Annotated in this window: 21 protein-coding genes, 1 tRNA gene and 1 pseudogene; 18 read left to right on the forward strand and 5 right to left on the reverse strand. The window is 47.1% G+C overall.

Annotated elements, in window-relative coordinates:
• Positions 1-32: 32 nt before the first annotated feature.
• The 3 genes and pseudogenes from K7399_RS01295 to K7399_RS01305 all read right to left on the reverse strand — a co-directional run bounded on the left by K7399_RS01295 (position 33) and on the right by K7399_RS01305 (position 2,028).
• Positions 33-416: a RidA family protein gene (locus tag K7399_RS01295; RefSeq protein ID WP_028976224.1), complete on the reverse strand. Its 384-nt coding sequence runs from the start codon at positions 414-416 to the stop codon at positions 33-35.
• Positions 417-615: 199 nt separating this feature from the next.
• Positions 616-1,836 (reverse strand): annotated as a pseudogene (locus K7399_RS01300) (ISLre2 family transposase); the annotation flags it as partial.
• Between the two features lie 24 nt (positions 1,837-1,860).
• Entirely contained in the window at positions 1,861-2,028 is a 168-nt protein-coding gene (locus tag K7399_RS01305) for a hypothetical protein (RefSeq protein ID WP_160168730.1), read from the reverse strand.
• A 342-nt stretch (positions 2,029-2,370) separates the two neighbouring features.
• Here K7399_RS01305 and K7399_RS01310 point away from each other — a divergent pair, with 342 nt between their 5' ends.
• The 7 genes from K7399_RS01310 to K7399_RS01340 all read left to right on the forward strand — a co-directional run bounded on the left by K7399_RS01310 (position 2,371) and on the right by K7399_RS01340 (position 9,091).
• Complete coding sequence (locus K7399_RS01310) at positions 2,371-2,589, forward strand: DUF1659 domain-containing protein (RefSeq protein ID WP_010023995.1); 219 nt, start codon at positions 2,371-2,373, stop codon at positions 2,587-2,589.
• A 44-nt stretch (positions 2,590-2,633) separates the two neighbouring features.
• Positions 2,634-2,852 carry a DUF2922 domain-containing protein gene (locus K7399_RS01315; protein WP_028976346.1) on the forward strand — a complete coding sequence of 73 codons (219 nt, stop codon included), beginning with the start codon at positions 2,634-2,636 and terminating at the stop codon, positions 2,850-2,852.
• Between the two features lie 76 nt (positions 2,853-2,928).
• Positions 2,929-3,099 (forward strand): YvrJ family protein, encoded by a 171-nt coding sequence (locus K7399_RS01320; RefSeq protein WP_010025201.1) that lies wholly within the window; start codon positions 2,929-2,931, stop codon positions 3,097-3,099.
• Positions 3,100-3,272: 173 nt separating this feature from the next.
• Positions 3,273-3,494, forward strand: a complete 222-nt coding sequence (locus K7399_RS01325) for a hypothetical protein (RefSeq protein ID WP_028983653.1) — start codon at positions 3,273-3,275, stop codon at positions 3,492-3,494.
• A gap of 379 nt (positions 3,495-3,873) precedes the next feature.
• Entirely contained in the window at positions 3,874-5,778 is a 1,905-nt protein-coding gene (locus K7399_RS01330) for a PTS mannitol transporter subunit IICBA (protein WP_152080314.1), read from the forward strand.
• Positions 5,779-5,842: 64 nt separating this feature from the next.
• Positions 5,843-7,924 (forward strand): BglG family transcription antiterminator, encoded by a 2,082-nt coding sequence (locus K7399_RS01335; RefSeq protein ID WP_139691991.1) that lies wholly within the window; start codon positions 5,843-5,845, stop codon positions 7,922-7,924.
• A gap of 15 nt (positions 7,925-7,939) precedes the next feature.
• Entirely contained in the window at positions 7,940-9,091 is a 1,152-nt protein-coding gene (locus tag K7399_RS01340) for a mannitol-1-phosphate 5-dehydrogenase (protein WP_223362453.1), read from the forward strand.
• A gap of 284 nt (positions 9,092-9,375) precedes the next feature.
• Here K7399_RS01340 and K7399_RS01345 read toward each other — a convergent pair whose 3' ends face one another.
• Positions 9,376-11,361, reverse strand: a complete 1,986-nt coding sequence (locus tag K7399_RS01345; RefSeq protein ID WP_223362454.1) for an ABC transporter ATP-binding protein/permease — start codon at positions 11,359-11,361, stop codon at positions 9,376-9,378.
• A 155-nt stretch (positions 11,362-11,516) separates the two neighbouring features.
• Between K7399_RS01345 and K7399_RS01350 the strand changes: the two genes are divergently transcribed.
• Complete coding sequence (locus K7399_RS01350; RefSeq protein ID WP_172968947.1) at positions 11,517-12,155, forward strand: TetR/AcrR family transcriptional regulator; 639 nt, start codon at positions 11,517-11,519, stop codon at positions 12,153-12,155.
• Positions 12,156-12,940: 785 nt separating this feature from the next.
• Here the strand turns inward: K7399_RS01350 and K7399_RS01355 are convergent.
• Positions 12,941-13,012 (reverse strand) — tRNA-Gln (locus K7399_RS01355).
• Between the two features lie 340 nt (positions 13,013-13,352).
• Between K7399_RS01355 and K7399_RS01360 the strand changes: the two genes are divergently transcribed.
• The 10 genes from K7399_RS01360 to K7399_RS01405 all read left to right on the forward strand — a co-directional run bounded on the left by K7399_RS01360 (position 13,353) and on the right by K7399_RS01405 (position 23,641).
• A complete protein-coding gene (locus tag K7399_RS01360) occupies positions 13,353-14,474 on the forward strand; it encodes a PTS fructose transporter subunit IIC (protein ID WP_152080316.1) in 1,122 nt (373 codons plus the stop codon).
• An 82-nt stretch (positions 14,475-14,556) separates the two neighbouring features.
• Positions 14,557-15,588, forward strand: coding sequence for a LacI family DNA-binding transcriptional regulator (locus tag K7399_RS01365; protein WP_152080317.1), 1,032 nt, complete (start codon positions 14,557-14,559; stop codon positions 15,586-15,588).
• A 71-nt stretch (positions 15,589-15,659) separates the two neighbouring features.
• Positions 15,660-16,433, forward strand: coding sequence for a sugar phosphate isomerase/epimerase family protein (locus K7399_RS01370; RefSeq protein ID WP_028976336.1), 774 nt, complete (start codon positions 15,660-15,662; stop codon positions 16,431-16,433).
• Entirely contained in the window at positions 16,430-17,431 is a 1,002-nt protein-coding gene (locus K7399_RS01375) for a sugar kinase (protein ID WP_028976335.1), read from the forward strand. Before K7399_RS01370 ends, K7399_RS01375 begins: the two co-directional genes overlap by 4 nt.
• Before the next feature lie 27 nt (positions 17,432-17,458).
• Positions 17,459-18,100 carry an orotidine 5'-phosphate decarboxylase / HUMPS family protein gene (locus K7399_RS01380; RefSeq protein ID WP_028976334.1) on the forward strand — a complete coding sequence of 214 codons (642 nt, stop codon included), beginning with the start codon at positions 17,459-17,461 and terminating at the stop codon, positions 18,098-18,100.
• On the forward strand, positions 18,082-18,624 hold the full coding sequence (hxlB, locus tag K7399_RS01385; protein ID WP_028976333.1) for a 6-phospho-3-hexuloisomerase: 543 nt from the start codon (positions 18,082-18,084) through the stop codon (positions 18,622-18,624). Before K7399_RS01380 ends, hxlB begins: the two co-directional genes overlap by 19 nt.
• 45 nt (positions 18,625-18,669) lie before the next feature.
• The gene (locus tag K7399_RS01390) at positions 18,670-19,413 is read left to right on the forward strand and encodes a transaldolase (protein ID WP_028976332.1); all 744 of its coding nucleotides are present in this window, start codon (positions 18,670-18,672) and stop codon (positions 19,411-19,413) included.
• A gap of 27 nt (positions 19,414-19,440) precedes the next feature.
• Positions 19,441-21,456, forward strand: a complete 2,016-nt coding sequence (tkt, locus tag K7399_RS01395; RefSeq protein WP_152080318.1) for a transketolase — start codon at positions 19,441-19,443, stop codon at positions 21,454-21,456.
• A 214-nt stretch (positions 21,457-21,670) separates the two neighbouring features.
• The gene (locus tag K7399_RS01400; RefSeq protein ID WP_028976330.1) at positions 21,671-22,972 is read left to right on the forward strand and encodes an MFS transporter; all 1,302 of its coding nucleotides are present in this window, start codon (positions 21,671-21,673) and stop codon (positions 22,970-22,972) included.
• Positions 22,973-22,993: 21 nt separating this feature from the next.
• Positions 22,994-23,641: a bifunctional 4-hydroxy-2-oxoglutarate aldolase/2-dehydro-3-deoxy-phosphogluconate aldolase gene (locus K7399_RS01405; RefSeq protein WP_051577815.1), complete on the forward strand. Its 648-nt coding sequence runs from the start codon at positions 22,994-22,996 to the stop codon at positions 23,639-23,641.
• The last annotated feature ends 96 nt before the right edge of the window (positions 23,642-23,737 follow it).

The following is a 23,737-nucleotide window of genomic DNA, read 5'->3' on the forward strand; positions in this document are numbered from 1 at the left end:
GCGTCTAAAGATTCGGCTGGGCCAAGTTTTCTTTACCCTTTGTAGGCAACGCATGAGACTTCGACTTGTGCACCTTTTGGTAAGGCAGCAACTTGAACCGCACAGCGCGCCGGCAGAATCTCACCGCTGAAATAGTCCGAGTAAACGCTGTTGACGGCCGCAAAATCATTGATGTCGGCCAGGTATACGGTTGCGCTAACGACGTTGGAAAAGTCGAGATCGGCTTCGTTCAGCACGGCTTTTAAATTTTCAAAGACGCGCTTTGCCTGCACGTCGATAGCGTCTTCAACGATCGTTCCAGTTGCCGGGTTGAGCGGAATCTGTCCGGACGCAAATAGAAAATCACCGGCCTGAACACCTTGGGAATAAGGACCGACCGCTTTTGGTGCATGGTTTGTTGCGATTTGTTTCTTCATGGGGAACAACCTCCTTGGTATGTAAGCGTCTGCGGTGAATGAGACGCAATCACAAGTTTTCTATTAGTTTAGCACAGTTGAACGAAAATCGTAGCAAACAGGAGAAAAGTCGTATGTGTCAAGCTTTTCTCGGAACTCTTTATTGGGAAAGAGCTTCTTAATTCTAAATTTGTACACCTTAGGTATAAAATCATATTTTTTAGGCAAACGTAAGCACTTTGTTCAGTTTGCCTACTGCACTCGAAGAGGACGCGTTGGTTCCAATTCGACCGCGATGGGCACCAATAGACGGAACCGTAGGTTCCTTCAACAAGGATGCAATTCGTATCATTTTTTTTATGATTCGTTCGTCGCGTTTGGTCGGAATGAACGAAGAAAGATACGCCGCTTTTAACGTCCCGTTACGTATACCTTGAATAACCTTAACCATGCCTTCTTCCGACTCACCCCAGTGCATGCCACGCTTTTTCATGCGGAACGTCAAATGCCGTTGATTGGATTCCATAGCACCCAATCTCCCCGCATTTTCGGGAAGCGTTTCTTTTGCCATAATTTCTCGCCAGTCAAACAGACGATCCCAGTGTCCTATCAGATATTGCTTTACCTTTTCGACTTGCTTAATACGCTCATCCTCGTCTAAATTACTTTCATACGTATCCAGTAACAGGATGACCTCTGTACGGTCTTTTCTCTGAATCGCCTGTTGTATACGGGTGATCCATGCCTTATCACCGTGTAGTGAACGAATAAGGGATTGGGCAACATGAAACGCATCAAGTTGAACCCAAATACGTTTGTGTGACCCACAAAAAGCATCTTTAAAATGAGCTTCGTCATAGCCTACTCCTCCGTCACTATTAGCGACAACTTGTGTCTGCCATAAGCGATAGAGCTGTTCGACTGCGGCTCCAACCTGTTCCCAAAAAGTATCCAGTCCCTTGCTTGTCATGACCGCGTAAGGCTCTTTCAGGAGCCGCCGTTTTCCATTCTTCACCCAACCCTCATATAAAATGAAATGCTTGATTTCAATATGTTGGCGCTTTTTCAATCCCCGGACAAAGGTTCCATCAGCCTCCGCAAAGAGAAAATTCGGCTGCCTTTTTCCATCTAATTCTCCATTCTCTGCTTGGATGACAAGCTCCTGATCCTGCTTTTCTTGAGCTTCGCCGACGGCTCGAACACAGCGCATGACGGTAGTGTGACTCATTTGAACCTGAGTCCACGTTGCTAAAGTCTTCACGACCTCCCGACAAGTCATACGGCTGGCTAAAGTTGCTGTTTCATACTCAACATTTGGCGAATACCGCATGTGCTTTCTCAACCTCAGAAGGTTATCCAACGGATAACAGGCATGACCCTCCGGGTTAATCATACGCGTATGATACAGCGTCACAGGTCCAAATAAAAATTGGAGAACACGTTGATCTTTATGGCTGTCTACTTTTCATCCCTCAGCTTGTTTCTCCCGAGTGATTGCTTGATCAAGCAAAGAAAATACCTGTTCAACACTGCGCCTCATAAATTGGTACATATAGGCGGTTGCCTCTTCCTCAAACGCCAAAAGGCTCGTTTGGTTCTTCCAAATTTCTAATAAATCTTTTATACTATCCATTGAGAGAAGGCCTCTATTCCTGATGTATTCACCTTGGTCGGTATACATTTAGAATAAGGAGCCTTCTCCTTTTCGTCCAGTCAAAATTGGACTAAAAAGAAATAAAGAAAGAACTGCATGCCATCGCATCCTCTTACGCCCACATCAAATTTATCCCCCGAGAAACATTTTACACATAGAGAAAAGTCGTATCAAACGAAGTCAATTTTGTATCAAACAAGCCAAAAGTCGTAGCAAACCGCTTAAAAGCAGTATCAAAGAATAGAAGCGTTCATCTTTTTCAATTGTGCTCACCATTTTAAAACCGCACCTCCTACTTCTTAAATGTAGGGGGTGATAAAGATGGCAACGAGCAAAATCATTGCATCGGTATTCGTGATGAATTTGAACGGCGGCTTGGATGATCAGGGAAAGCCGGTGACGCTAAGTAAATCGTTCCGCAATATTAAAGCGGAGGCGGCTCCGGACAGTCTGCTGACGATTGCGCAGAAACTTGCGCCACTTCAGCAGCATGAACTGATTTCCGTCGAACGCAACGACACGACCGACATTCTAGCCTGACCAAAACGATGGACAAGTCCATCAGAGAAAGGAGGGATCAATGAATGAAAAAACTGAATCTCGTTTTTTTGAATGCCGAAGGAAAAAGTGTGACCTTGTCATTGAATGATCCGGTTGAACCGGCGGATCCGGCTGCGATTAAAGCTGCGATGAATACAATCCTCGCGGAGCAGGTGTTCCAGTCGACTGGCGGCGAGCTTGTTGCCCTTAAGTCGGCGCGCATTTCGGAAAACAACACAACACCAATTGAATTGGAGGTATAACGGTTTGGTCAGAAGCCGGGGCGAATATGCATTGCATGCTCCGGCTTTTCGATCGACGTGGAAAGGAGGCTTTCGCATGGAGGTGTGGTTCTCAATGATTAAGGACGTCGGTTTTCCGGCTGTCGTCACCTTTTTCCTCTTGCACCGGATTGAAGGCAAGTTGGATGAGCTGATCCAGTCCGTCCGCCTGCTCCCGATCAATCAGGAGACCGACCGGACAGAAGAACGACTTCAGAAACAGGCATAAAAAAAGCGGTACGTGTTGCTTCGGCAGGCGTACCGCTTTTCGTGGACGCTCCTTGTTTCGCGCGCATTACAGCTGAAAATGGAAGAACGATGGGGAGAAATCTGCATTGCTGCGAATGATCAACTATTTTACAATAAATAATGAAGCATTCGATCTAATCCGGGGGGATACGTGTGAAAAAAAGCAATGCAAAAAAATTCACCTTTCTTCTATTGCTCACCTACTCCGTTGTTTCAGTACTTGGACGATTTATCGATCATCTCTATTTTGCAAAATCCGATCCGGCGTATTCACTTTTACATGATTTAGTTTCCAGTGCGATAACCTTTGTTCTGTCCTGCATCTTTGCAAGTCTATTTTTTAAATTCATTTATCCAAGGGGAGAAGACAATTAAACCTATGGACTGAGCTTACCCGGTTCACCTACTTGGAGCGTGCAAGACAATCCGCCTTGTGCTTCTTTGATTGAATGAGATCGCTTTGCAGTGTTGGTTGCTGCTTATTAACCCAGTTTTGTCATCAATTGGTTGGCAAAACTGGTTTTAGTTTGTCTTGCCTCAGACCACTGCGGCTCCGTATAATAAATATGTAGCAAAGAGGCTTTCAGATAGCACCATATGTAAGCGCTTAATATAAAGACTGTTTCATAACGTATCGCAAAGTGCGAGGGTTTTATTTTTGTTAAACTAGAAAGCGCTTACGTGAAAAAGGTCACTTTGAAAACCGTTCACGTCGATTCACGACTTCAGGCAACAAACAAAGGAGGTAACACCTATGTCTGCAGGTTCAGGTGTAAAAGTTAAAGTTCAGAAGTTCGGTAATTTCCTAAGTTCAATGATTCTGCCGAACATCGGCGCCTTCATCGCATGGGGACTGATTACAGCACTTTTCATTCCAACTGGCTGGCTGCCGAACAAGGCACTAGCAGAACTCGTTGATCCAACCGTAACCTATCTGCTTCCAATTCTGATTGGTTATTCCGGTGGGAAATTAGTCTTTGATCATCGAGGCGGCGTGGTCGGCGCAATCGCAACGGCCGGTGTCATTATCGGTACCGATATCCCGATGTTCCTCGGTGCGATGATTATGGGACCGCTTGGCGGTTATGTCATTAAAAAATTCGATAAAATGGTTGAGGGCAAAATAAAAACCGGATTTGAAATGCTCGTTGATAATTTCTCAGCCGGCATTCTCGGCGCACTGCTTGCCATTCTTGCTTTTCTCGGTATCGGGCCGGTCGTCGATGCGGTCAGTGCCGCTCTGGCATCCGGTGTTGAAAGGTTGGTTGGCGCAGGCTTGCTTCCGCTTGCAAGTTTGTTCATTGAACCCGGTAAGGTACTCTTCCTGAATAACGCCATCAACCATGGTGTATTAACACCGATTGCGGTTGAGCAGGCACGTCAGTACGGAAGTTCGGTACTTTTCCTACTTGAAGCAAACCCAGGTCCTGGGCTCGGCATTCTGCTTGCTTACAGCTTTTTCGGCAAAGGCAATGCGAAGAAGTCTGCACCTGGTGCGGCGATCATTCATTTCTTTGGCGGAATTCATGAAATCTATTTCCCTTACATTTTAATGAAACCGCTTTTATTCATTGCAACAATCGTTGCCGGTATGAGTGGTATTTTTACACTGGTTACGCTGAAAGGCGGGCTGGTTGGTCCGGCTTCACCAGGCAGCTTTATCGCTATGCTCGCCGTAACACCGAAATCCTTTGGCAGCTTTGCGGCAAATATTGCGGCTGTATGCGTTGCGACGATCGTCTCTTTTGCGATCGGCAGTCTCATTTTGAAAACCGATAAAGCGGGTAATGAAAACCTTGAAGAAGCAACCCGGAAAATGGAGAGCATGAAAGGCAAGAAGAGCCGCGTTTCCGGTGTGCTTACCGATTCGAAGACGCTCGATCCGCAAGCGGTGAAGAAGATTGTCTTCGCGTGCGATGCCGGCATGGGTTCCAGCGCGATGGGCGCTTCGCTGCTGAGAAAAAAGGTGAAAGCCGCCGGTCTGGCGATCAATGTCACCAATACAGCGGTAAGTTCCATTCCAAGCGATGCACAGATCGTCGTCACGCAGTCTGAGCTGACGCCGCGTGCAAAAGAAAAAGCACCGGATGCTTATCATGTGTCGGTTGATAACTTCTTAAGCAGCCCATCCTATGACCTGTTAATCAATCAATTAAGTAGAGGCGAAAAGGCAGAGCCGGAGGCAGCGGAAGAATCAAGCGTTGCGCCATTTGTTGACGGTGATATCCTTCGCAAAGAAAATGTGTTTATCAACCAATCATTTAAAAGCAAAGAAGAAGTGATTCGCTTTGCCGGACAGAAACTGGTGGAAGGCGGCTATGTAAAACCATCCTATGTCGAAGGGATGATTGCTCGCGACCAGCTGATGTCGACGTATATGGGCAACGGAATCGCCATTCCGCATGGCACAGAAGAAGTGAAAAAAGAAGTGCTGGCTTCTGGTATTGTGATCATTCAGATTCCAGAAAGTGTTGATTTTAACGGAAACAAGGTTCGGCTTGTCTTCGGCATTGCCGGAAAGAACAACAGCCATTTGGAAATTCTGTCTAAAATTGCGGTCGCTTGCTCGGATGTCATTAACGTTGGTGAAATGGTTCGTGCACAATCGGTCGATGAACTGATCACGGTGATTAACCATGCGGTCGCGCAAAATGCGTGATCGTTCCTGCGGGTAATCGATCAATCACTGTGCTACGATTGAAGAAAAAAGGCGGATGAATCCGATGGTCTTGACGAACCGGGAAAAAATGATTTTAGAGCTGCTCTTGAAAACAAGTGGCAAGCATTCGGCGCTTTCAATCGCCAGTTATTTGCAGGTGAGCGTTCGTACAGTCCGGCGCGATCTGAAAAATATTGAACGACTTTTGGCGCCACAGGGCTTGCAGCTGGTTCAAAATAAAGACAAAAGTCTTTGCATCCAAGGGGCGAATCAGGCGGTTTTCAAGCTGGTTCAGGAGTTGTCGAACGTGCAGCCGGTCGACCTTTCGGCGAAGGAGCGAAAGCTGTTCTTGTTTCTGAAATTATTTCAAAGCGATGAATCGATGAAAACGGGTCCGCTTGCCCATGAGTTGGCCATCTCATCAACGACACTCACAAGTGATTTGGACGATTTATCCGACTGGACGAATGACTTTGGTCTAACACTTTCACGGAAACGCGGCGTTGGCATTCAATTGATTGGGTCTGAACGGGCGAAACGAACAGCACTGGCTAATTTCTATTTATTCTACTTTAACGAGAATTTGATCGAAGCGATTTTTCAGCTCAATCATCAGACGTTGGCAGAAGATCAGCTCGTTCTTCATTATTTTAAGGCCAATCATCTGATTGTGATTGATCAGGCGATGAAAAGCAATATGAAAACACTCTATGCAGAGCTCGCCGACAGCGACTACATCAGTTTTCTAATCCAGGTGTGTATCGCTGTTCAGCGCTACGCATCCGGTCATCCGCTTCAGGTTGACGATCAGACAGAATCAATCAGCACAGAAATGGAAGCGTTGCCTTTTGTTGGGAAAATCGCCGCTATTGTTAAAAATCAGCTGCGGATCGACTTGCCGGTGCAAGAAAAGGCATTTATGGTCACGCTGCTGAAAGGATCGCGACTGCAGAATGCGGAATCGATTTATTTTGACCAAGTGATTACCGGAAAAGCGATTAAAAAGTTGATCCAGCATGTGTCACAAGCGCTTCATGTGGATTTGACCAATGACTTTTCACTGTTTCAAGGATTAATGGCGCATCTTGAACCGTCATTGTTTCGAATTCGCAAGGATTTGGCGTCTGTGAATCCGCTTACGAAACAAATCAAGACTCAATATTCTGTTCTGTTTCAGATCATAGAGCGCTCGCTGCGGGAGGTCTTTCAGTCCATTCGCTTTCCTGATGATGAAATTGCCTACATTGTTCTGCATTTCGGTTCGGCATTGGAGCAACGCAAACAGAAACGAAGCATTCGTGCATTAGTTGTTTGTCCAACCGGAATCGGCGCATCGAAAATGTTGGCGTCACGCCTTAAAAAGGAAATGAAAGAGCTTTACTCAATTAAGATTGCTTCCATTCATGATATGGAGAAGCTTGAACTCGATCAGTTTGATTTGATCCTGTCGACCGTCCATTTGCCGAAACAGAAGATCCCATGCCTGTTTGTCAATCCACTGCTCAGCCAGGCCGATATTGAGGCAATTAAACAGGTGACCGACCGAATCGCAGGCAAGAAGGGACAATCGCTGTTTTTGACGGATCAGGAGCAAATTCAAGAAGAAACGGGCGATCATTCGTTGGAGCAACTCATGGATGAGATCGATCGTCTTCAAGCGGGTATTCGCGCGATAATGAAAACTTTTAAAGTGATTCGTCCCAAAGGTGCCGAAACGACTCAAGCGATTTTGCAGATGCTGTTATCACAAGCAGCAGATGATTTGCTTGTCAGTGATGTTTCGCGCGTGCTCTGCCGATTGATCGAGCGGGAACAACTCGCCGGTCTCGGCATTCCAGGTACCGACATGGCCCTGTTTCATTGCCGTGATCGAGCTGTTCGATCACTCTGCTTTCGCATCGCTCATCTCAACGAACCGATCGAGCTTGCGGCGATGGACGGCGGCAGGATCCCGGTGCGCAACATTCTGCTCCTGCTTGCTCCTGAAACGCTGCATCCAATGGAGCAAGAAGTGATTCGTACCGTAAGTAGCTCATTAGTCGACGATCGTGAAAGCACGCTGATTTTCGCTTCAGCGAATGAAACGACGATCCGTGCCAAATTGGAAGCCAATTTTTATCAACTACTGATTCATAAATTTAAATGAAAAGGAATGAGGATCATGAAGGAAGTTGTACATTTTGGTGCAGGCAATATTGGAAGAGGATTTATCGGCGCTTTATTTTCAGAATCAGGCTATCACGTTTCGTTTGTGGATATTGCAGAGCCGATTATTAACGCATTAAACGAAAAGCAAACCTATAAGGTCAGAACCGCTGCTGAGCATCCGGAGACGATCACGATTACCAACGTTTCCGGGATCAACAGCAAAACGAACCCGGATCAGGTTGTTGCAGCAATCGGTAAGGCGGAGTATCTGACAACGGCAATCGGGCCGAAAGTGTTGCCGTTCATCGCGCCACTGATCGCCAAGGGACTAAAAGAACGGTTGACGCATACAAATGATAAAATCTATGTGATTGCTTGCGAAAATCAGATCAACGCGACCGATTTGTTAAAAAAAGAAGTTCTGAAAGCGCTTGACGAAGCAACAACGAAAAAGCTAAATGGCAAAGTCTTCTTCTTAAACTCAGCAGTTGACCGTATTGTTCCGCTGCAGCACAATGACGAACTACTCGATGTACTCGTTGAAGACTATCGTGAATGGATCGTTGAAACGAACGAACAATTACCACAAGTAAAAGGGATGCAAATCGTACCGGATCTTGCGCCGTACATTGAGCGCAAACTGTTCACGGTAAATACCGGGCATGCGACCACCGCTTATTTCGGCTACCAAGCGGGGAAAAAGAAGATTCATCAAGCCTTGCAGGATCCGGAACTGTATCAGGATGTTAAGGCAACGATTGAAGAAACCGGAGCCTATCTGATCAAGCAGTACGGCTTTAAGCCTGAGGTACATGAACAGTATATTGAAAAGATTCTGCACCGTTTCCAGAATCCGAAATTAAATGATGACGTAACCCGTGTCGGTCGCTCACCACTGCGCAAACTGGGCGCCGAAGACCGTCTGGTAAAACCGGCACGTGAAGCACAGAAACTCGGGTTGTCGTTCACGCATCTTGCGAAAGTCATGGCAGCAGCGCTGCACTTCGATTACAGTGAAGATGCGGAGGCAGAAAGTTTGCAACATCAATTGAAACAAAAAGGTGTGCATGCTGTTCTTCATGATGTAAGCGGTCTCGAAGCAGAGGACCCGATCGCAAAAGAAGTCGTTCATTACTATGAAAACATTAATCTGCTCAAAAAATAAGTTTCAATAGCAAAAGCGCCCTGCCGAATTGCGGTAGGGCGTTTCGCATAAATTTTGTCACAATGCATAAGCATGGCATCAAAAGCAGAGAAATCCTGAAGTTAAAGTGAAATGTCGAAAAGTTAAAGCAAAATCCTGAAAAGTTATGCATTCGCCATAATCTAGTGTCTGGGCTGAGCATCAAAAGCGGAGGCCTGGCAAAGCCAAGTTTTCTAATAATCAAAACGCCATGCTGCGAGGCATGGCGTTTGCAAAAGAGGTATTTCGTTTGTCAACACAGTCGATTAATCAGCGGACAGCGCGTCAATCGGATTCAGTCGTGAAGCGCGTCTTGCCGGCAACAGTGCGGCAATAAACGAGATCACCAGAGCGATAATGACTGTTGAAATAATGTTCGCTGCTGTAATCTGAACCATGTTGAATTTAACAATATTATAGAGCAAGTGATTGAGCAGTGCGCTAAATCCGTAAGCAAAGATAAGTGCGAGAGCTGCCGAGAACAAGCCGATCAGAATCGACTCAGCGGTAAACAGTCGACGAATATCCTTCTTACGTTGTCCGAGTGCACGCAGAATGCCGATTTCTTTCGTCCGTTCCGATACAGACATATACATGGTCACAATGATCATAAGGGCAGAAACCACGAGTGAAATGCCGGCAATTGCTGAGAGCACGATCGAGGCGATTTGCACGTATTGATTTACCGTGTCCAAAATGTCGCCGACGGTAATTGCACCATAGGTGTATTTTCCGTTATCTTCCAATCCTTGAATCGTTTTCGCGACCCCTTTGACATAGGTCGGATCGGTGACATTGACGGAGACAAAGTTCGCTTTTGTCTCACCTTTACTCTTTTCGATCAGTTCACGCATGGTGTGGTAGTTCGTTATTGCCGGCAAACTTGCCTGTCCACTTTTAACGAATCCAACAACCTTAAGTTTTCCCTTGATCTGAATCGGCTGGTTTTTCTCATTAATCCATTGCAACGTGAGGTTGATCGTTTTGCCTTGCAGTTTCTTGTACGACTTGGCGCTTGTCAGCGCGATTGCCTCGTTCTTATTAATTACAATCTCGTTGTCTCCGGGTACACGGCCCGTTTCAACCGTGTCGTCGGCAAACGCTTTTGTCCACGTCTGGATTCCTGAGCTGTTTGAATTCTTTTCGTTATAGGACAGGGTATATGTGCTGAGCTGATAACCCGGTTCAACCTTGTCAACATGCTTTAAATCGCGCAGACGATCAACCTGATCGTCTGTGATCAGCAGCTTCGATGGGTCACTGGCAAATTGCTGCATGGACTGCTGCAGTTCAGCGCTGCCCATTTTCTTACCTGTCGGGTTCTTCATCACTGTAATCGAATTCGGATTGACCATTGAATTGATTTGGTCTTGAATAAAAGCATTGACCCCATTGCCTAAACCGCTAAAGAGCAGCACGGCGAACAGACCGATCGCGGTACCTAGCATAATAAGTGAATTACGCCAGAAATTAAAGGTGAGGTGTTTGAACGCATTTTTATAACTTGCCCCTGCAGAAAGCGCTTTTGCCTGAAAGTCGTTCTGAGCGTCAGTCGGCACTTCATAGGCGGGTTTGAGCCGTGTGTCGCCATCGATTTTTCCATCGGTAAGATGAACAATGCGTGTGCCGTGGTTGGCAACCTCTTGGGAGTGCGTGACGGCGATAACCAATTTTCCTTCCTCAGCAATTTGTTCCAAGAGCTTGAGAACCTCTGCGGTGTTCTTGGAGTCCAAAGCGCCTGTCGGTTCGTCTGCAATGATAATTTCAGGATCGCTGGCCAGCGCACGAGCAATGGCCACGCGCTGCTTTTGACCGCCGGAAAGTTGACTCGGGCGTTTCTTCAAATGCTGGCCCAGGCCGACCTTTTTCAGTAAGGCGATTGCCCGTTCCTTTCGCTGGCCGCCGTTCAGCGTCGTCATATCTAAAGAGACTAAAACATTTTCAACAATGTTGAGATGACTAATCAGATTATACGATTGATAAATGTAGCCGATCGTACGGCGGCGGTAGTTATCCAGCTGCTTTTCTTTAGTATGGTCCAGCAGCTTTCCGTCAACCGTTACTTGACCGGTAAATTTGCGATCCAATCCACCGATGATGTTCATCAGGGTTGATTTACCGCCCCCGGATTCGCCTAATATTGAAACGAATTCGCCGCGTTCGAGTTGGAGGTCAATACCCTTCAGGACGGGAAATTTTTCTTTTCCAAGATAGTATGCTTTATGAATGTCGTGTAATTCGAGAAAGGCCATATGTTTCCTCCTTTAATGTACAATACATGTTCCAATATAAAAAAACTAAAACAAAAAGTCAACAACGTTTTAGTTTTTTTGACAAAATACACGCTTTTTCTTAGAATAATTTAATAGAAAGAGAAGATGAGTAAGAAAGTGTGGATGAGCAACCAATGAGACGAAGCGAACGAAAGGACATGATGCGTGAACATATTCTAAAGGCTGCCGCTGAAATGTATCTAGAGGCGGACCCAGAAGCCATTAAAATGCGTGAATTAGCGCGAACCATTGGCATTTCATCAGCGACGCTCTACAGCTATTTTTCAAGCAAAGATGAACTGGCCCAGGCGGTTGTGATGCGCCTGATGACGAGGTATCGCGATCAATTTATGGAGGATTTAAATGACCCATCACGAACATTTCCGGAAATCCTGAAGCGGATGCAGCTTTTTTCCCAACAAGCAAAGCGTAGTGTGAATGGAAAGATGATCGATCTCATCTTCAAAATGTACCAAGACAATAATGAAATGAATCGTCTCTTTGATAGTCAGAGCGATTTTTGGAAGCGCTTTGTTTCACGTGGCCGTCAGGATGGTTATATTGCCGATGATCTAAGTGATACGGCGGTATTTATTTATATCGATATGTTCTTTCAGTACTTTCGCAATTCGCACCATATGGACAAGTTCAAAATGACGCCGCAATCGCTACAGAAAATTGACCATGAATTGGACACAATGTTTTACCGCGGGCTGTTTGGTGTTAAAGGTGCCTGCGCCGATCCTAACGTGAAGCCGAATAAAAACGACTAAATCAGTTTGGGATCGGCACTCTAGATATGGAAAAAGCGCCGTGTTATCCCTTAGCGTTTCTTAAACCGATTCGCTGTCGCTATGCAATGGTGAATGTAGATCCGGGGTTAGCGAGTGTCGTTTCGATTGCGACCCCACAAATTGCTGCATTGGGATCATCAGCGCCATTTTAACACCTATTGTAACGAATTGAGTAGATAAGCGAAATCAAGTGAAACTCAAATAGTGCAGAAAAAGTGATAGTCGGAGATTAATGATCGAGTGGTTCTAGAGCTCTTGCAAAAGCGAAACACGAGAACCAACAAAAAGAGAGATCGCTATGTAGAATGGTACCTGTAGTTAGGACACTTGAAAAAGAGTGTTTTATCTATAGGTGTTTTTTTATATACTTGAATTTCAAGCTTTGAAGAAAGAGGCCATCATGGAATAAATAGTAAGTTAGATTTGCAACTTCATCATATAGAGAAATTCATTTTTTTGCAAACAAAAAGGAGCAACACCTAGTGTCTGCTCCTTTTTGTTCAACTCAGCCTCACACACGTAGCAAGGAAACCAATACCTAAATAGATCTTATCTTACATTCATCATAATTCACCTTGTTTTATTGTCAATTTTTCATAGAATGAAGCTAACATTCAGAAACCGAAAGATGATATGAAGCAGACAAATCCAGAGTCAGATGAGGAGAGATAATTCTTCAATAGGGCAATAAATCGGATCGTGACATAGTGCGTATAGAAAAGACCGAACCCCTTATAGACCAAGGAGTTCGGTCTTTTTCGTTATTACCCCATCTGGATTCGAACCAGAGCATCACGGAATCAGAATCCGTTGCCTTACCGCTTGGCCATGGGGTAATGAATCAGAACAAGAAATATTATAACCAGAATGGATAAATAATGCAAGGATTTTTATAAAAAAGTTGAAAAGGATTGAACGACCGAGCGGTTCGGACTCGAGCAAACCGAACCCAAAGCATGCGGCGTTGTCATTTTATACTTAGGGAAATGCAGGGGGTACCATTCCGGAAAAAAGTTTGGCGGAAATAAGCGGGTTATAGGAAATTAATTTCACAGAAAATAATGAAAAATAATACTTGTAAGGGGTTGCACAAGAAAGGGCAACCGCTTACAATGGAAACTGTAAGAAAAACTAAACCGGTTTAGTTAATCGATTAACAAGGAAAGGGAGTGATGAATGATGAATGAAGAACCGCGAGAGCAAAATGGATTTCCTCATGAACTCTACGACAGTCTGATGAATGGAATCCGCCACATGATTCCCTTTGTAGTCGGCGGCGGAATTCTCATGGCCGTATCCTTTATGTTCGGCGTCAATGCAGCCGATGTTAAAGATCCTTCCTATAGTCCGGTCGCAGCGCTTCTTTATACAATTGGGCACGGCAACGGTTTTGCACTGATGGTTCCGATTCTTGCCGGATTTATTGCTTACGGGATTTCGGGAACACTGGCGCTTGCGCCGGGAATGATCGGCGGATTGATTGCTGCAAGTACGGGCAGCGGATTTTTCGGTGGCATCCTGGCCGGCTATCTATCCGGTTATTTTATCCGTTTGTTAAATCAACTGTGTCGCAAGTTCCCGAAAGGTCTGGTGAATTTGCGCAATGTCCTGCTTTACCCGGTTGTCAGTGTCCTTTTCACCGGTGTGGTGATGTATGAGGTCGTTGCCTATCCGATGAGCGTGTTCAATAACTGGCTTGTCGCTTGCCTCAGCAGTTTCCAAGGATCGAGCCTTGAGATTCTTGGCCTGATCCTTGGGGCGATGATGGCTGTTGATCTTGGCGGGCCGATTAACAAGGCTGCCTACACCTTTGGACTTGCGATGATTAGCGCAGGCAACTACTATCCAATGGCTGCGATTATGGCCGGCGGACTGGTTCCGCCAATTGGCATCGGTCTTGCTACGGTCCTTTTTAAAAAGAAATTTGATGCTGAGGACCGTGACCAAGGGAAAACCTATTTCTTACTTGGCGCAAGTTTCATTACCGAAAGTGCGATGCCGGTTGCGGCTAAAGATGTCTTCCGAATCATTCCGTCGTCAATTGTTGGTTCGGCAATTGCCGGTGTGATGACGATGGCGTTCCATGTCGCACTTCCCGCGCCGCATGGTGGGTTGTTCGTTCTTCCAGTCGTTCAGGGCGGATTGACGCAGCAAATGCTGTACCTTCTCTCCATTTTAACAGGCGTTGTGGTCACGGCACTGATGATCGGGCTGCTTCGAAAAAATATAACTGAGAAACAGTCGGATGCAAAGAAGGAGGATGAACCGTCTCCTCTCCCGGCCGCATTAAAAGGATGAACCGCTTGACCCTTTAAAGGCAGCAGCTATAATAAGAGCAATAACGAATGGATGAGCGATTGAGCGAAGCGGAGGAATCGTGATGGGGCGAGATGAGAAGACGTCAAAGCATGCGACAATAGCGATGGTGGCAGAGAAAGCAGGGGTTTCAACCACCACGGTTTCCCGCTATCTTAATGAAAAATATGAGTATATGTCATTGAAAACAAGAAAGAAAATCAAGCACGTGATTGAGGAATTGAACTATCGGCCGAGCAACATTGCCCGCGGACTGAAATCTAAGAAAACGAACCTAATCGGCGTTGTGGTTGCCGATATTGAAAATCCGTTTTCTTCCATGATGATGAAAGGCGTGAACGATGTATGCAAAACGCGTCACTATCACATGCTGATCCTGAATACAGACAATAGCCAGAAGAGCGAAAATGACGGCATTCGTTCACTGATCGATCACAATGTCGATGCGCTTCTGATTAATCCGACCGGTTATACGAGTCCGATCTATACCAAATTAAAAGAAAGTAGGCTTCCAATCGTACTCATTGATCGCCAGATTGAACACTTTCTGTTTGATTCGGTCACATCCAACAACTATGACGTTACTTATCAGGCGACCAACTATTTAATTCAAAACAATTATTCGCGTATTTATTTTGTCACGGAGAATATAGATAGTATCAGCACACGCTCACAACGAAAAAAAGCAGTGGAGGATGCTTTGCGCGCGAAACACTTGCCGCAAGAGCACATTCTTCTGACCATTGATCGCGCCAACACCCTTGCCATTAAGGAACAGCTGATTAAACTGAAACGCACCAATCAAAATGAGAAAATGGCACTGTTTGCGGTAAATGGTCAGGTACTGCTGCTCTTGCTGCAGCTGCTCTACCAGTTGCGTTGGAGCATCCCCGCTGAGATCGGCATTTACGGTTACGATGACTGGGGCTGGGGTGAGCTGATTCGGCCAGGAATCACAGTAATTCAGCAAGATCCATATGGCATGGGAACCAAAGCGGCTGAATTACTGATTGACCGTCTTGAAGGAAAACGAACGGGCCGCCCGGAGCTGTTTGAACTGCCGGCCAATTTACTGATTCGCGGGTCTACCGAATGATAACGCTTTATTTGGAAATGAATGTAACCGTTTTAGTTAATCGATACACATAGAGAAAGGGGTGTATTTCAATGAGAGCGCTGTTTTTGAACACATTGATTTTTCAGAAGGATTTGCAAGCGAAGAAGAAGCGTCAATCCGAGCTCTTTCAGACTGCAAAGGCGCTTGGTGTTTCCGGAATTGAAGTGCGACGTGAATACTTTTTTGAAAACGGTTCATTAAATTGGAAAGAATTGAAGCGATGCGGTCAGGAAGCGGAGCGAACAGGATTGCGCGTGTTCTATTCGATACCTGAAAAATTGTTCGTCAACGGAACCTGTTCGGATCATTTAGAAGATTATTTAAAAGAAGCTGCCCTGCTTCATGCTGAAAGTGCCAAACTTAATATTGGCGAACCGGGCGAAATCAATGAAGCACAATGTGAACAGTTGGAACGATTGATCTGCAACTACTCGGTTCAGATTACGATTGAAAATGATCAAACCGAGGAAAATGGCCAGCTGAAATTTGTAAGCGCTGCCCTAGAAAGCTTGAAAGACAGTTTGATCGGGTATACGTTTGACTCAGGAAACTGGCTTTGGCAAGGCATCGATCCATTTGAGGCAGCACGTCGTGTCGGAAATGTGGCAACGATTTTTCATCTGAAGGATGTTGCGACGAAGGGCGGGCTGCACACCGTATTGCTTGGGCAAGGTGCGATTGATTGGAAAAAGGTATTGGCCGAATGTCCGGACGATGTCCCGGTTGTCCTTGAGTATCCGATCGACACACGCGACGAATTGAAGGATGAACTCGTGAAAATCAGAACGGTCTTGAGCGAACGGAAAGAGGGTGCAAACTCATGAGCGAAGTGATCACAATTGGCGAACCCATGATTATGTTTGTTGCAGATGCGGCAGGTGATCTGAAAAATGTGCAGCATTTCACACGCTATATTGCCGGAGCCGAAGTGAATGTGTCGGTTGGTGTCACGCGTTTGGGCCACCAAGTTTCTCTGATTAGCGAAGTCGGTCATGATCCGTTCGGTGCTTATATACGCCAGTTTCTTGAGCGAGAAGGGATTGAAACCGAGGCTGTTGCCATATCGGGGGATCATCCGACCGGGTTCCAACTGAAAAGCAAAACGGAGGTGGATGATCCGGAGGTGGTTTATTTCCGTAAGGGATCGGCAGCATCACGTCTCAACGCTGAGAGTATCGAGCGCTTTGATTTCAGCGGTGCAAAGCTGCTTCATTTAACGGGCATTTTCCCGGCACTAAGCGCAGAAACCTTTGACGCAACGTTGAAACTGATTGAAAAAGCCCGCGAAAATCATCTTTTAATTACCTTTGATCCTAACTTGCGTCCGACGCTATGGAGCGATGAAGCAACGATGGTCAAGCGCATCAACCAGCTGGCTGGACGGTGCGATGTTGTTTTGCCGGGATTCCGCGAAGGCAAACGTTTGACTGGAAGGACGAAGCGCGAAGCAATTGCTGACTTTTACCTCAGTAACGGCGCAAAAACGGTCATTATTAAGCTCGGCAGCACCGGAGCGTATTGCAAACGACAGCAGCCGGACGGCCAAGTTGCGGAAACACTCGTTCCTTCATTCCGAGTCGATCACGTTGTGGATACGGTCGGTGCAGGAGACGGATTCGCGGTTGGAGTCATCACCGGACTTTTGGAAGCGCTACCGGATAAAAAAATCCTGGAACGCGCCAATGCGATCGGTGCCATTCAGGTGCAGCACATCAGCGACAATGAGGCCTTGCCGAGCCGGGAGCAGCTTGCCGCGTTTATTAAACAGACGGCATTCCAAACTCTGGAAAACCAAGCAAATGACGGATTGCAGGCAATCTGATTTCGATTAAGGAAAGTGGTGACAGGAATGAAACTGCAAATTGCAATTGATCGTGTGTCACTCGAGCAGGCGGAACTGCTGACCCGGAAGCTGGCACCCTACGCGGACATTATCGAGGCGGGCACTTCTTTAATTAAAGACTACGGATTTCAGGCGCTCGAAAGATTGAAACCAGCTGCCGGCGCAGCAAAATTGCTCGGTGATGCCAAGACCATTGACGAAGGGGCATATGAATTCCGCCAAGGCTACAAGCACAAGGCTGATCTTTTGACCGTCATGGGCGCTTCTTCGGTAGCAACTTTGCAAACGTGTTACGACGTTGCAGAAGCAAGCGGAACAGAAATGATGATTGATCTTTTGGAATGCAGGCCTGAGAAAGTGGCACAAATGGTTCATTTTCCCAATGCGATCTATTGCCTGCATACATCGGTCGATCAAGGGGCTAGTGTCGATCCGAATCAAGAGGTACTCGCATTTAAGAAAGCGTTTCCTATGATTCAACGGGTCGCGATTGCCGGCGGCATTAATTTAGAAACACTTGCCGGTATGGCAGAAGCCAATCCGGAAATTGTGATCGTTGGCTCTGGCATTGTGAAGAAAGATGATCCCGTTTCTGCAGCAAAACAATTCAGAAAGGTGATGCAGGAGACATGCAAGTATTCGATGTGATTTTAAAGGAAATTGAAGACGTGATTGGTCAAGTCGATGAAGCGGATTTAGACGCAGCAATGGCGCTGATCCAAAAAGATACACGTATTTTCGTCGACGGTTCAGGCAGAAGCGGCTTTCAGGCCAAGGGATTTGCGATGCGCTTGATGCACATTGGCTACTCATCCCATGTCATTGGCGAGACGGTCACCCCGTCAATCGCGGCGGGCGATGTTTATTTCGCTGTTTCTGGATCAGGCAAGACCAAAAATGTTGTGAATGACACGCGCGCGGCAAAAGAACAAGGACTGACGGTGATTGCAGCGACCAGTAAAATAGATTCACCCCTTGCCGAACTTGCTGATTGTACCCTTGTGATTCCCGGCGCAACCAAAGGCGACAAAAACAAAAAGTCGGTGCAACTGCTCAGTTCACTATTCGATCAGGCCGTACACATTACACTTGATGCCTTGTGCCTCAAGCTCAGCCGCCGCGATCATACGAGTGAAGCGGATGCTGCGAAAATGCATACCAACGTTGAATGAGCAACGCAATCGATAAAGCTTAAAACCAATAAGGAGGAATTTAGAATGGATCAACTCAATGTGAAAATTTACGCAGACGGGGCAAAACTGGAGGATATGCTTGCTGCTTACAAATCAGGATTTGTGAGTGGATTTACAACCAACCCAAGCCTGATGAAAAAAGCAGGAGTCGCAGATTATGTTGCCTTCGCAAAAAAGGTTGTGGAAAAAATCCCGGATTTGCCGCTCTCTTTTGAAGTGTTCGCCGATGATTTTGAAACGATGGAAAAGGAAGCCGAAAAAATTCACACATTCGGCAAGAACGTCTACATCAAGATTCCGATTACCAACACCAAAGGCGAATCCTCAATTCCGCTGATTGAAAAACTGCAGGACAAAGGCTACTCGCTAAATGTTACGGCGATTCTGACCATCAAACAGGTTGAGGAGACAGTTGCTGCGTTGAACCCGGATGTCGACAATATTGTCTCAGTTTTTGCCGGGCGTATCGCCGATACCGGCCGTGACCCGATTCCATACATGAAGCAGTCGGTTGACATCTGCCGCACGAAAAAAGGTGCAAACCTGCTCTGGGCCAGCTCGCGTGAACTGTTCAATGTTTACGAAGCCGATCGCCTCGGTGTCGACATCATTACTTGCACGCCGGAAATCATTAGCAAACTGAAAAAAGTCGGTAAACCGCTGGAACAGGTTTCTCTGGATACGGTGAAAGGGTTCAACACGGATATTCAAACACTCGGTTATACGATTTTAACGGATAAAGAAACTTCAGAATCGGTTTCTAAATAAGAGAAGCAAAAAGAAGGAGTGCTTGCTATGACAACAGAAATTGAGCAATTGTCCATCGATACGATTCGCACATTATCCATTGATGCCATTGACAAGGCAAACTCCGGTCACCCGGGGTTGCCGATGGGCGCAGCGCCGATGGCTTATACGTTGTGGGCAAAGAAACTGAAGCACAATCCTGCCGATCCGAAATGGTTCAACCGCGACCGTTTCGTGCTTTCCGCCGGCCACGGCTCAATGCTCCTCTACAGTCTGCTGCATGTATTCAACTACGGACTTCCACTGGATGAGCTGAAGAGGTTCCGCCAATGGGGCAGCCGGACGCCGGGTCATCCGGAGTACGGGCATACGGTTGGTGTTGAAGCGACGACGGGACCGCTTGGGCAAGGGATTGCGATGGCCGTCGGAATGGCGATGGCTGAAGCTCATTTGGCAGCGACGTACAATCGCGACGGATTTGCGGTGATTGATCATTACACATACGCACTCTGCGGCGACGGCGACTTGATGGAAGGGGTTGCTTCGGAAGCGGCTTCGCTGGCCGGCCGACTCAAACTGGGTAAGCTGGTGCTGCTCTATGATTCGAATAATATTTCGCTTGATGGCAAACTGAACATGTCGTTCAGCGAAAATGTGCGCCAGCGTTTCGAAGCGTACGGTTGGCAAACGTTGCTTGTTGAAGACGGCAACGATGTCGAAGCTGTTCAGACGGCGCTTGATCAAGCGACCGCCGACAGTGCACGGCCGACATTGATTGAGGTGCGCACAACGATCGGCTATGGTTCGCCGCATTTGGCGGGTACCAATAAAGTCCACGGCAATCCGCTCGGCGCCGAGGAAACAGCAGAAACAAAAAAAGCCTACGGCTGGAATCACGAACCGTTCTACGTTCCGGAAGCGGTTCGGGTACATTTCAAACAGCTAAATGAAGAGCAAGCAAAAGCTGAAGCAGCTTGGAAAAAGAGGATTGATGCTTACGCTGAAGCCTATCCGCAACTCGCCAATCAGCTTAAGGCAGCGATCAAAGGTGAACTTGCCGCTGATTATGCAGATGCACTTCCGCAATACGCGTCCGGAACGAAAAAAGCGACGCGGCAAACCTCTGGAGAAGTCATCAACGCGTTGGCAAAAACCGTCCCGAACCTGTTTGGCGGTGCTGCTGATCTGGCTTCCTCAACGAAAACCACAATTAAAGAGGGCGGCGAGTTCCTGCCCGGCGCTTATGAAGGACGCAATATCTGGTTCGGCGTTCGTGAATTTGCGATGAGTGCCGCAGTGAACGGACTGGCACTGCATGGCGGCGTCATTCCGTTTGGCTCAACCTTCTTCACGTTCTCAGACTATGCGAAACCGGCGATTCGACTCGCTGCATTGATGGGGCTTCCGTCAATCTTCGTCTTTACCCATGATTCAATCGCCGTCGGGGAAGACGGTCCGACCCATGAGCCGATTGAACAGCTTGCCGGTTTGCGGGCGATTCCGAACCTGAACGTTTTGCGGCCGGCCGACGGCAATGAAGTACGCGAAGCGTGGAAAATCGCGCTGGAAAGCCGCAACCGTCCAACAGTTCTCGTACTGACCCGTCAAAACGTGCCGACACTGGATGGCGAGGTTGACGGCGCCGATGAAGGGGTACGCCGCGGCGGGTATGTTGTCAGTGAAGCAAAGGGCGGCAAACCGGCCGGAATCCTGATTGCAACCGGTTCTGAAGTTGGGCTTGCTTACGAAGCGCAGCAGCTGCTTGAAACAGAAGGCATTCATGTACGTGTAGTCAGTCTCCCATCATGGGAGCGATTCCGTGAGCAGCCGGATGCTTATAAAGAAGCAGTACTCCCCGCCGCAACGACTGCCCGTGTCGGGATCGAAATGGCTGCATCAACCGGCTGGCATGAATTTGTCGGCAGCGATGGTGCACTTTTAACCATCGACCGTTTTGGTGCTTCGGCACCCGCAGCGATTGTCACAAAAGCATATGGATTCACTCCTGAAAATGCGGCAGAGCTGCTCAAAAAAACGGTTGCCAAGCGCCAAGTGATTTCCTGATAAAAAGAGCACCACTTATATAAGCGGAGTCATAGAGAGATTGTCTCCCTTCTTGATGGATACATGAAGGAAGACATTTTTTAAACCATTTAATGTAAGCGCTATCTAAAGAGGCTTGTGCAGAATGATGCAGAGCGATTGGGCAGATCCATTGTTACGCCGGGCATTTAATCCGTTCATTTCAGAAAACTGATCAGAAGAGAGGTCAATTCTTATGAAAAGCAATGGCTTGTCACCTACCCGTTGGGCCCGATTAATTCCAATTGTCTTTATCACCTACAGTCTTGCCTATCTTGACCGCGCCAACTATAGCTTCGGGGCCGCTTCAGGCATGGCGGCCGATCTGAAAATTACCGCAGCCGTGTCATCGCTGCTGGGCGCTTTATTCTTTCTCGGTTACTTTTTCTTCCAAGTGCCAAGCGCAAGTTATGCTGAAAAACGCAGTGCCAAGAAACTCGTTTTCTGGTCGCTGATCGTCTGGGGGATTCTTGCGAGTCTAATTGGCGTTGTCACCAACATTTATATGCTGCTTGTGATCCGCTTCCTGCTTGGCATTGTTGAGGCAGCGGTCATGCCGGCCATGCTCGTTTTTCTCAGCCATTGGTTTACCGGTGAGGAGCGGTCCCGAGCCAATACCTTTTTGATTCTGGGCAATCCGATCACGGTGCTCTGGATGTCGGTCGTATCGGGATATCTATTGAGCAGCTTCGGCTGGCGCTGGATGTTCATCATTGAAGGCCTTCCGTCGATTTTGTGGGCGTTTATCTGGTGGAAGCTGGTTGATGATAAGCCAAGTGAAGCCAAATGGCTGAAGGATCATGAGAAACAAGCACTCAATCAGGCATTGGCCGATGAACAGAAAAAGTTAAAATCGGTTCCTAATTATCGTGAAGCGTTTAAGCAGAAGTCGGTGATTTTCCTGTGTTTGCAATACTTTTTTTGGAGTATTGGTGTCTACGGCTTTGTCATGTGGTTGCCGTCGATCATTAAATCAGCGCCGAACATCAGCATCGTTGAAACCGGCTGGCTCTCATCTGCACCTTATCTTCTGGCAGCCGTGCTCATGGTCGTTGCGTCCTTTTTTTCTGATCGTTTGCAGATGCGGAAACGGTTTGTTTGGCCATTCTTGCTCGTCGGCGGGCTTGCCTTCTATGCTTCGTATTTAATTGGGTCGTCAAATTTTTGGCTTTCCTTTACGCTCATGGTAATTGCCGGCGGCGCAATGTATGCTCCGTACGGACCGTTTTTTGCGATTGTTCCTGAACTTTTGCCGCGCAATGTTGCCGGAGGTGCAATGGCTTTGATTAACAGTATGGGCGCGCTCGGTTCTTTTGTCGGCGCCTATTTTGTCGGTTTTCTAAATGGGGTTACAGGGGGATTTTCCGCGTCCTATATCTTCATGTCGATTTCGCTCGGTCTCGCTGTGATCTTTACGATTATTGTAAAAGCCGCTAGAGGACATTCGGCAGATGACGGACCGATCCGCCCGGATGATGCTGCACTGGCGGAAAAATAAGCATTAGGGAAGAGATGACGAATGATGAACGAAAAACTGATTGCGTGTATTCAGTTGGAGCGTATTGTGCCTCTGTTTCGAAAGAAATCGCAGGCCTTTATCTCGGCACTCGTGCCTGTGCTTGCGCAGACAGGCTTTCATACAGTAGAGATTACGATGGAATCCAGCGAAGCAGCAGCATCCATCCATGCGATCAAACGTGACGAGCCAAGCATTTTTGTTGGTGCGGGAACGGTAAAAACCGTAGCAGATGTGGATCGGGCATTGGATGCCGGCGCAGACTTTATCGTCACGCCAATCTTCGATGAGACAGTGATTGCGTATATGAATGAAAAAAATGTACCGTTCATTCCAGGTGCGTACAGTCCGTCTGAAATCTTTCACGCGTATCGGCAAGGCGCTGCACTTGTAAAAGTGTTTCCCGGATCCACGCTCGGTCCAGATTTTATCCGCAACCTGCGCGGTCCACTTAGTGAAATTCCGCTGATGGTCACCGGCGGAATTACCTTGGAGAATTGTGCGGAATTTCTGGATGCCGGTGCCGCAGCAGTAGGCGTCGGCTCATCACTCATTCCGAAACAAGCGGTGCAGGGAAAGGATTGGGCGGCCGCCCGCCATTCGTTGGAAGCTTGGAAGCGAGCAGCTCATGGAACGGTGAAAAATAAATAACGGATTTGAATTTTTGAAGCGCGCCGAATCGTTTGGCGCGCTTTTTTTTGCAGGTAGAGAAAGTCTATCGTTTTGCCTAGCGGGTACGACGATTAG

Source organism: Sporolactobacillus terrae (assembly GCF_019930545.1).
GTDB classification, from domain to species: Bacteria; Bacillota; Bacilli; order Bacillales; family Sporolactobacillaceae; genus Sporolactobacillus; species Sporolactobacillus terrae.

What these genes read in the sequence shown, in the direction of transcription:
- K7399_RS01295 (WP_028976224.1), bottom strand. Translation starts at nt 416, where the DNA reads ATGAAGAAACAAATCGCAACAAACCATGCACCAAAAGCGGTCGGTCCT.
- K7399_RS01305 (WP_160168730.1), bottom strand. Translation starts at nt 2,028, where the DNA reads ATGGATAGTATAAAAGATTTATTAGAAATTTGGAAGAACCAAACGAGC.
- K7399_RS01310 (WP_010023995.1), top strand. Translation starts at nt 2,371, where the DNA reads ATGGCAACGAGCAAAATCATTGCATCGGTATTCGTGATGAATTTGAAC.
- K7399_RS01315 (WP_028976346.1), top strand. Translation starts at nt 2,634, where the DNA reads ATGAAAAAACTGAATCTCGTTTTTTTGAATGCCGAAGGAAAAAGTGTG.
- K7399_RS01320 (WP_010025201.1), top strand. Translation starts at nt 2,929, where the DNA reads ATGGAGGTGTGGTTCTCAATGATTAAGGACGTCGGTTTTCCGGCTGTC.
- K7399_RS01330 (WP_152080314.1), top strand. Translation starts at nt 3,874, where the DNA reads ATGTCTGCAGGTTCAGGTGTAAAAGTTAAAGTTCAGAAGTTCGGTAAT.
- K7399_RS01335 (WP_139691991.1), top strand. Translation starts at nt 5,843, where the DNA reads ATGGTCTTGACGAACCGGGAAAAAATGATTTTAGAGCTGCTCTTGAAA.
- K7399_RS01340 (WP_223362453.1), top strand. Translation starts at nt 7,940, where the DNA reads ATGAAGGAAGTTGTACATTTTGGTGCAGGCAATATTGGAAGAGGATTT.
- K7399_RS01345 (WP_223362454.1), bottom strand. Translation starts at nt 11,361, where the DNA reads ATGGCCTTTCTCGAATTACACGACATTCATAAAGCATACTATCTTGGA.
- K7399_RS01350 (WP_172968947.1), top strand. Translation starts at nt 11,517, where the DNA reads ATGAGACGAAGCGAACGAAAGGACATGATGCGTGAACATATTCTAAAG.
- K7399_RS01360 (WP_152080316.1), top strand. Translation starts at nt 13,353, where the DNA reads ATGATGAATGAAGAACCGCGAGAGCAAAATGGATTTCCTCATGAACTC.
- K7399_RS01365 (WP_152080317.1), top strand. Translation starts at nt 14,557, where the DNA reads ATGGGGCGAGATGAGAAGACGTCAAAGCATGCGACAATAGCGATGGTG.
- K7399_RS01370 (WP_028976336.1), top strand. Translation starts at nt 15,660, where the DNA reads ATGAGAGCGCTGTTTTTGAACACATTGATTTTTCAGAAGGATTTGCAA.
- K7399_RS01375 (WP_028976335.1), top strand. Translation starts at nt 16,430, where the DNA reads ATGAGCGAAGTGATCACAATTGGCGAACCCATGATTATGTTTGTTGCA.
- K7399_RS01380 (WP_028976334.1), top strand. Translation starts at nt 17,459, where the DNA reads ATGAAACTGCAAATTGCAATTGATCGTGTGTCACTCGAGCAGGCGGAA.
- hxlB (WP_028976333.1), top strand. Translation starts at nt 18,082, where the DNA reads ATGCAAGTATTCGATGTGATTTTAAAGGAAATTGAAGACGTGATTGGT.
- K7399_RS01390 (WP_028976332.1), top strand. Translation starts at nt 18,670, where the DNA reads ATGGATCAACTCAATGTGAAAATTTACGCAGACGGGGCAAAACTGGAG.
- tkt (WP_152080318.1), top strand. Translation starts at nt 19,441, where the DNA reads ATGACAACAGAAATTGAGCAATTGTCCATCGATACGATTCGCACATTA.
- K7399_RS01400 (WP_028976330.1), top strand. Translation starts at nt 21,671, where the DNA reads ATGAAAAGCAATGGCTTGTCACCTACCCGTTGGGCCCGATTAATTCCA.
- K7399_RS01405 (WP_051577815.1), top strand. Translation starts at nt 22,994, where the DNA reads ATGATGAACGAAAAACTGATTGCGTGTATTCAGTTGGAGCGTATTGTG.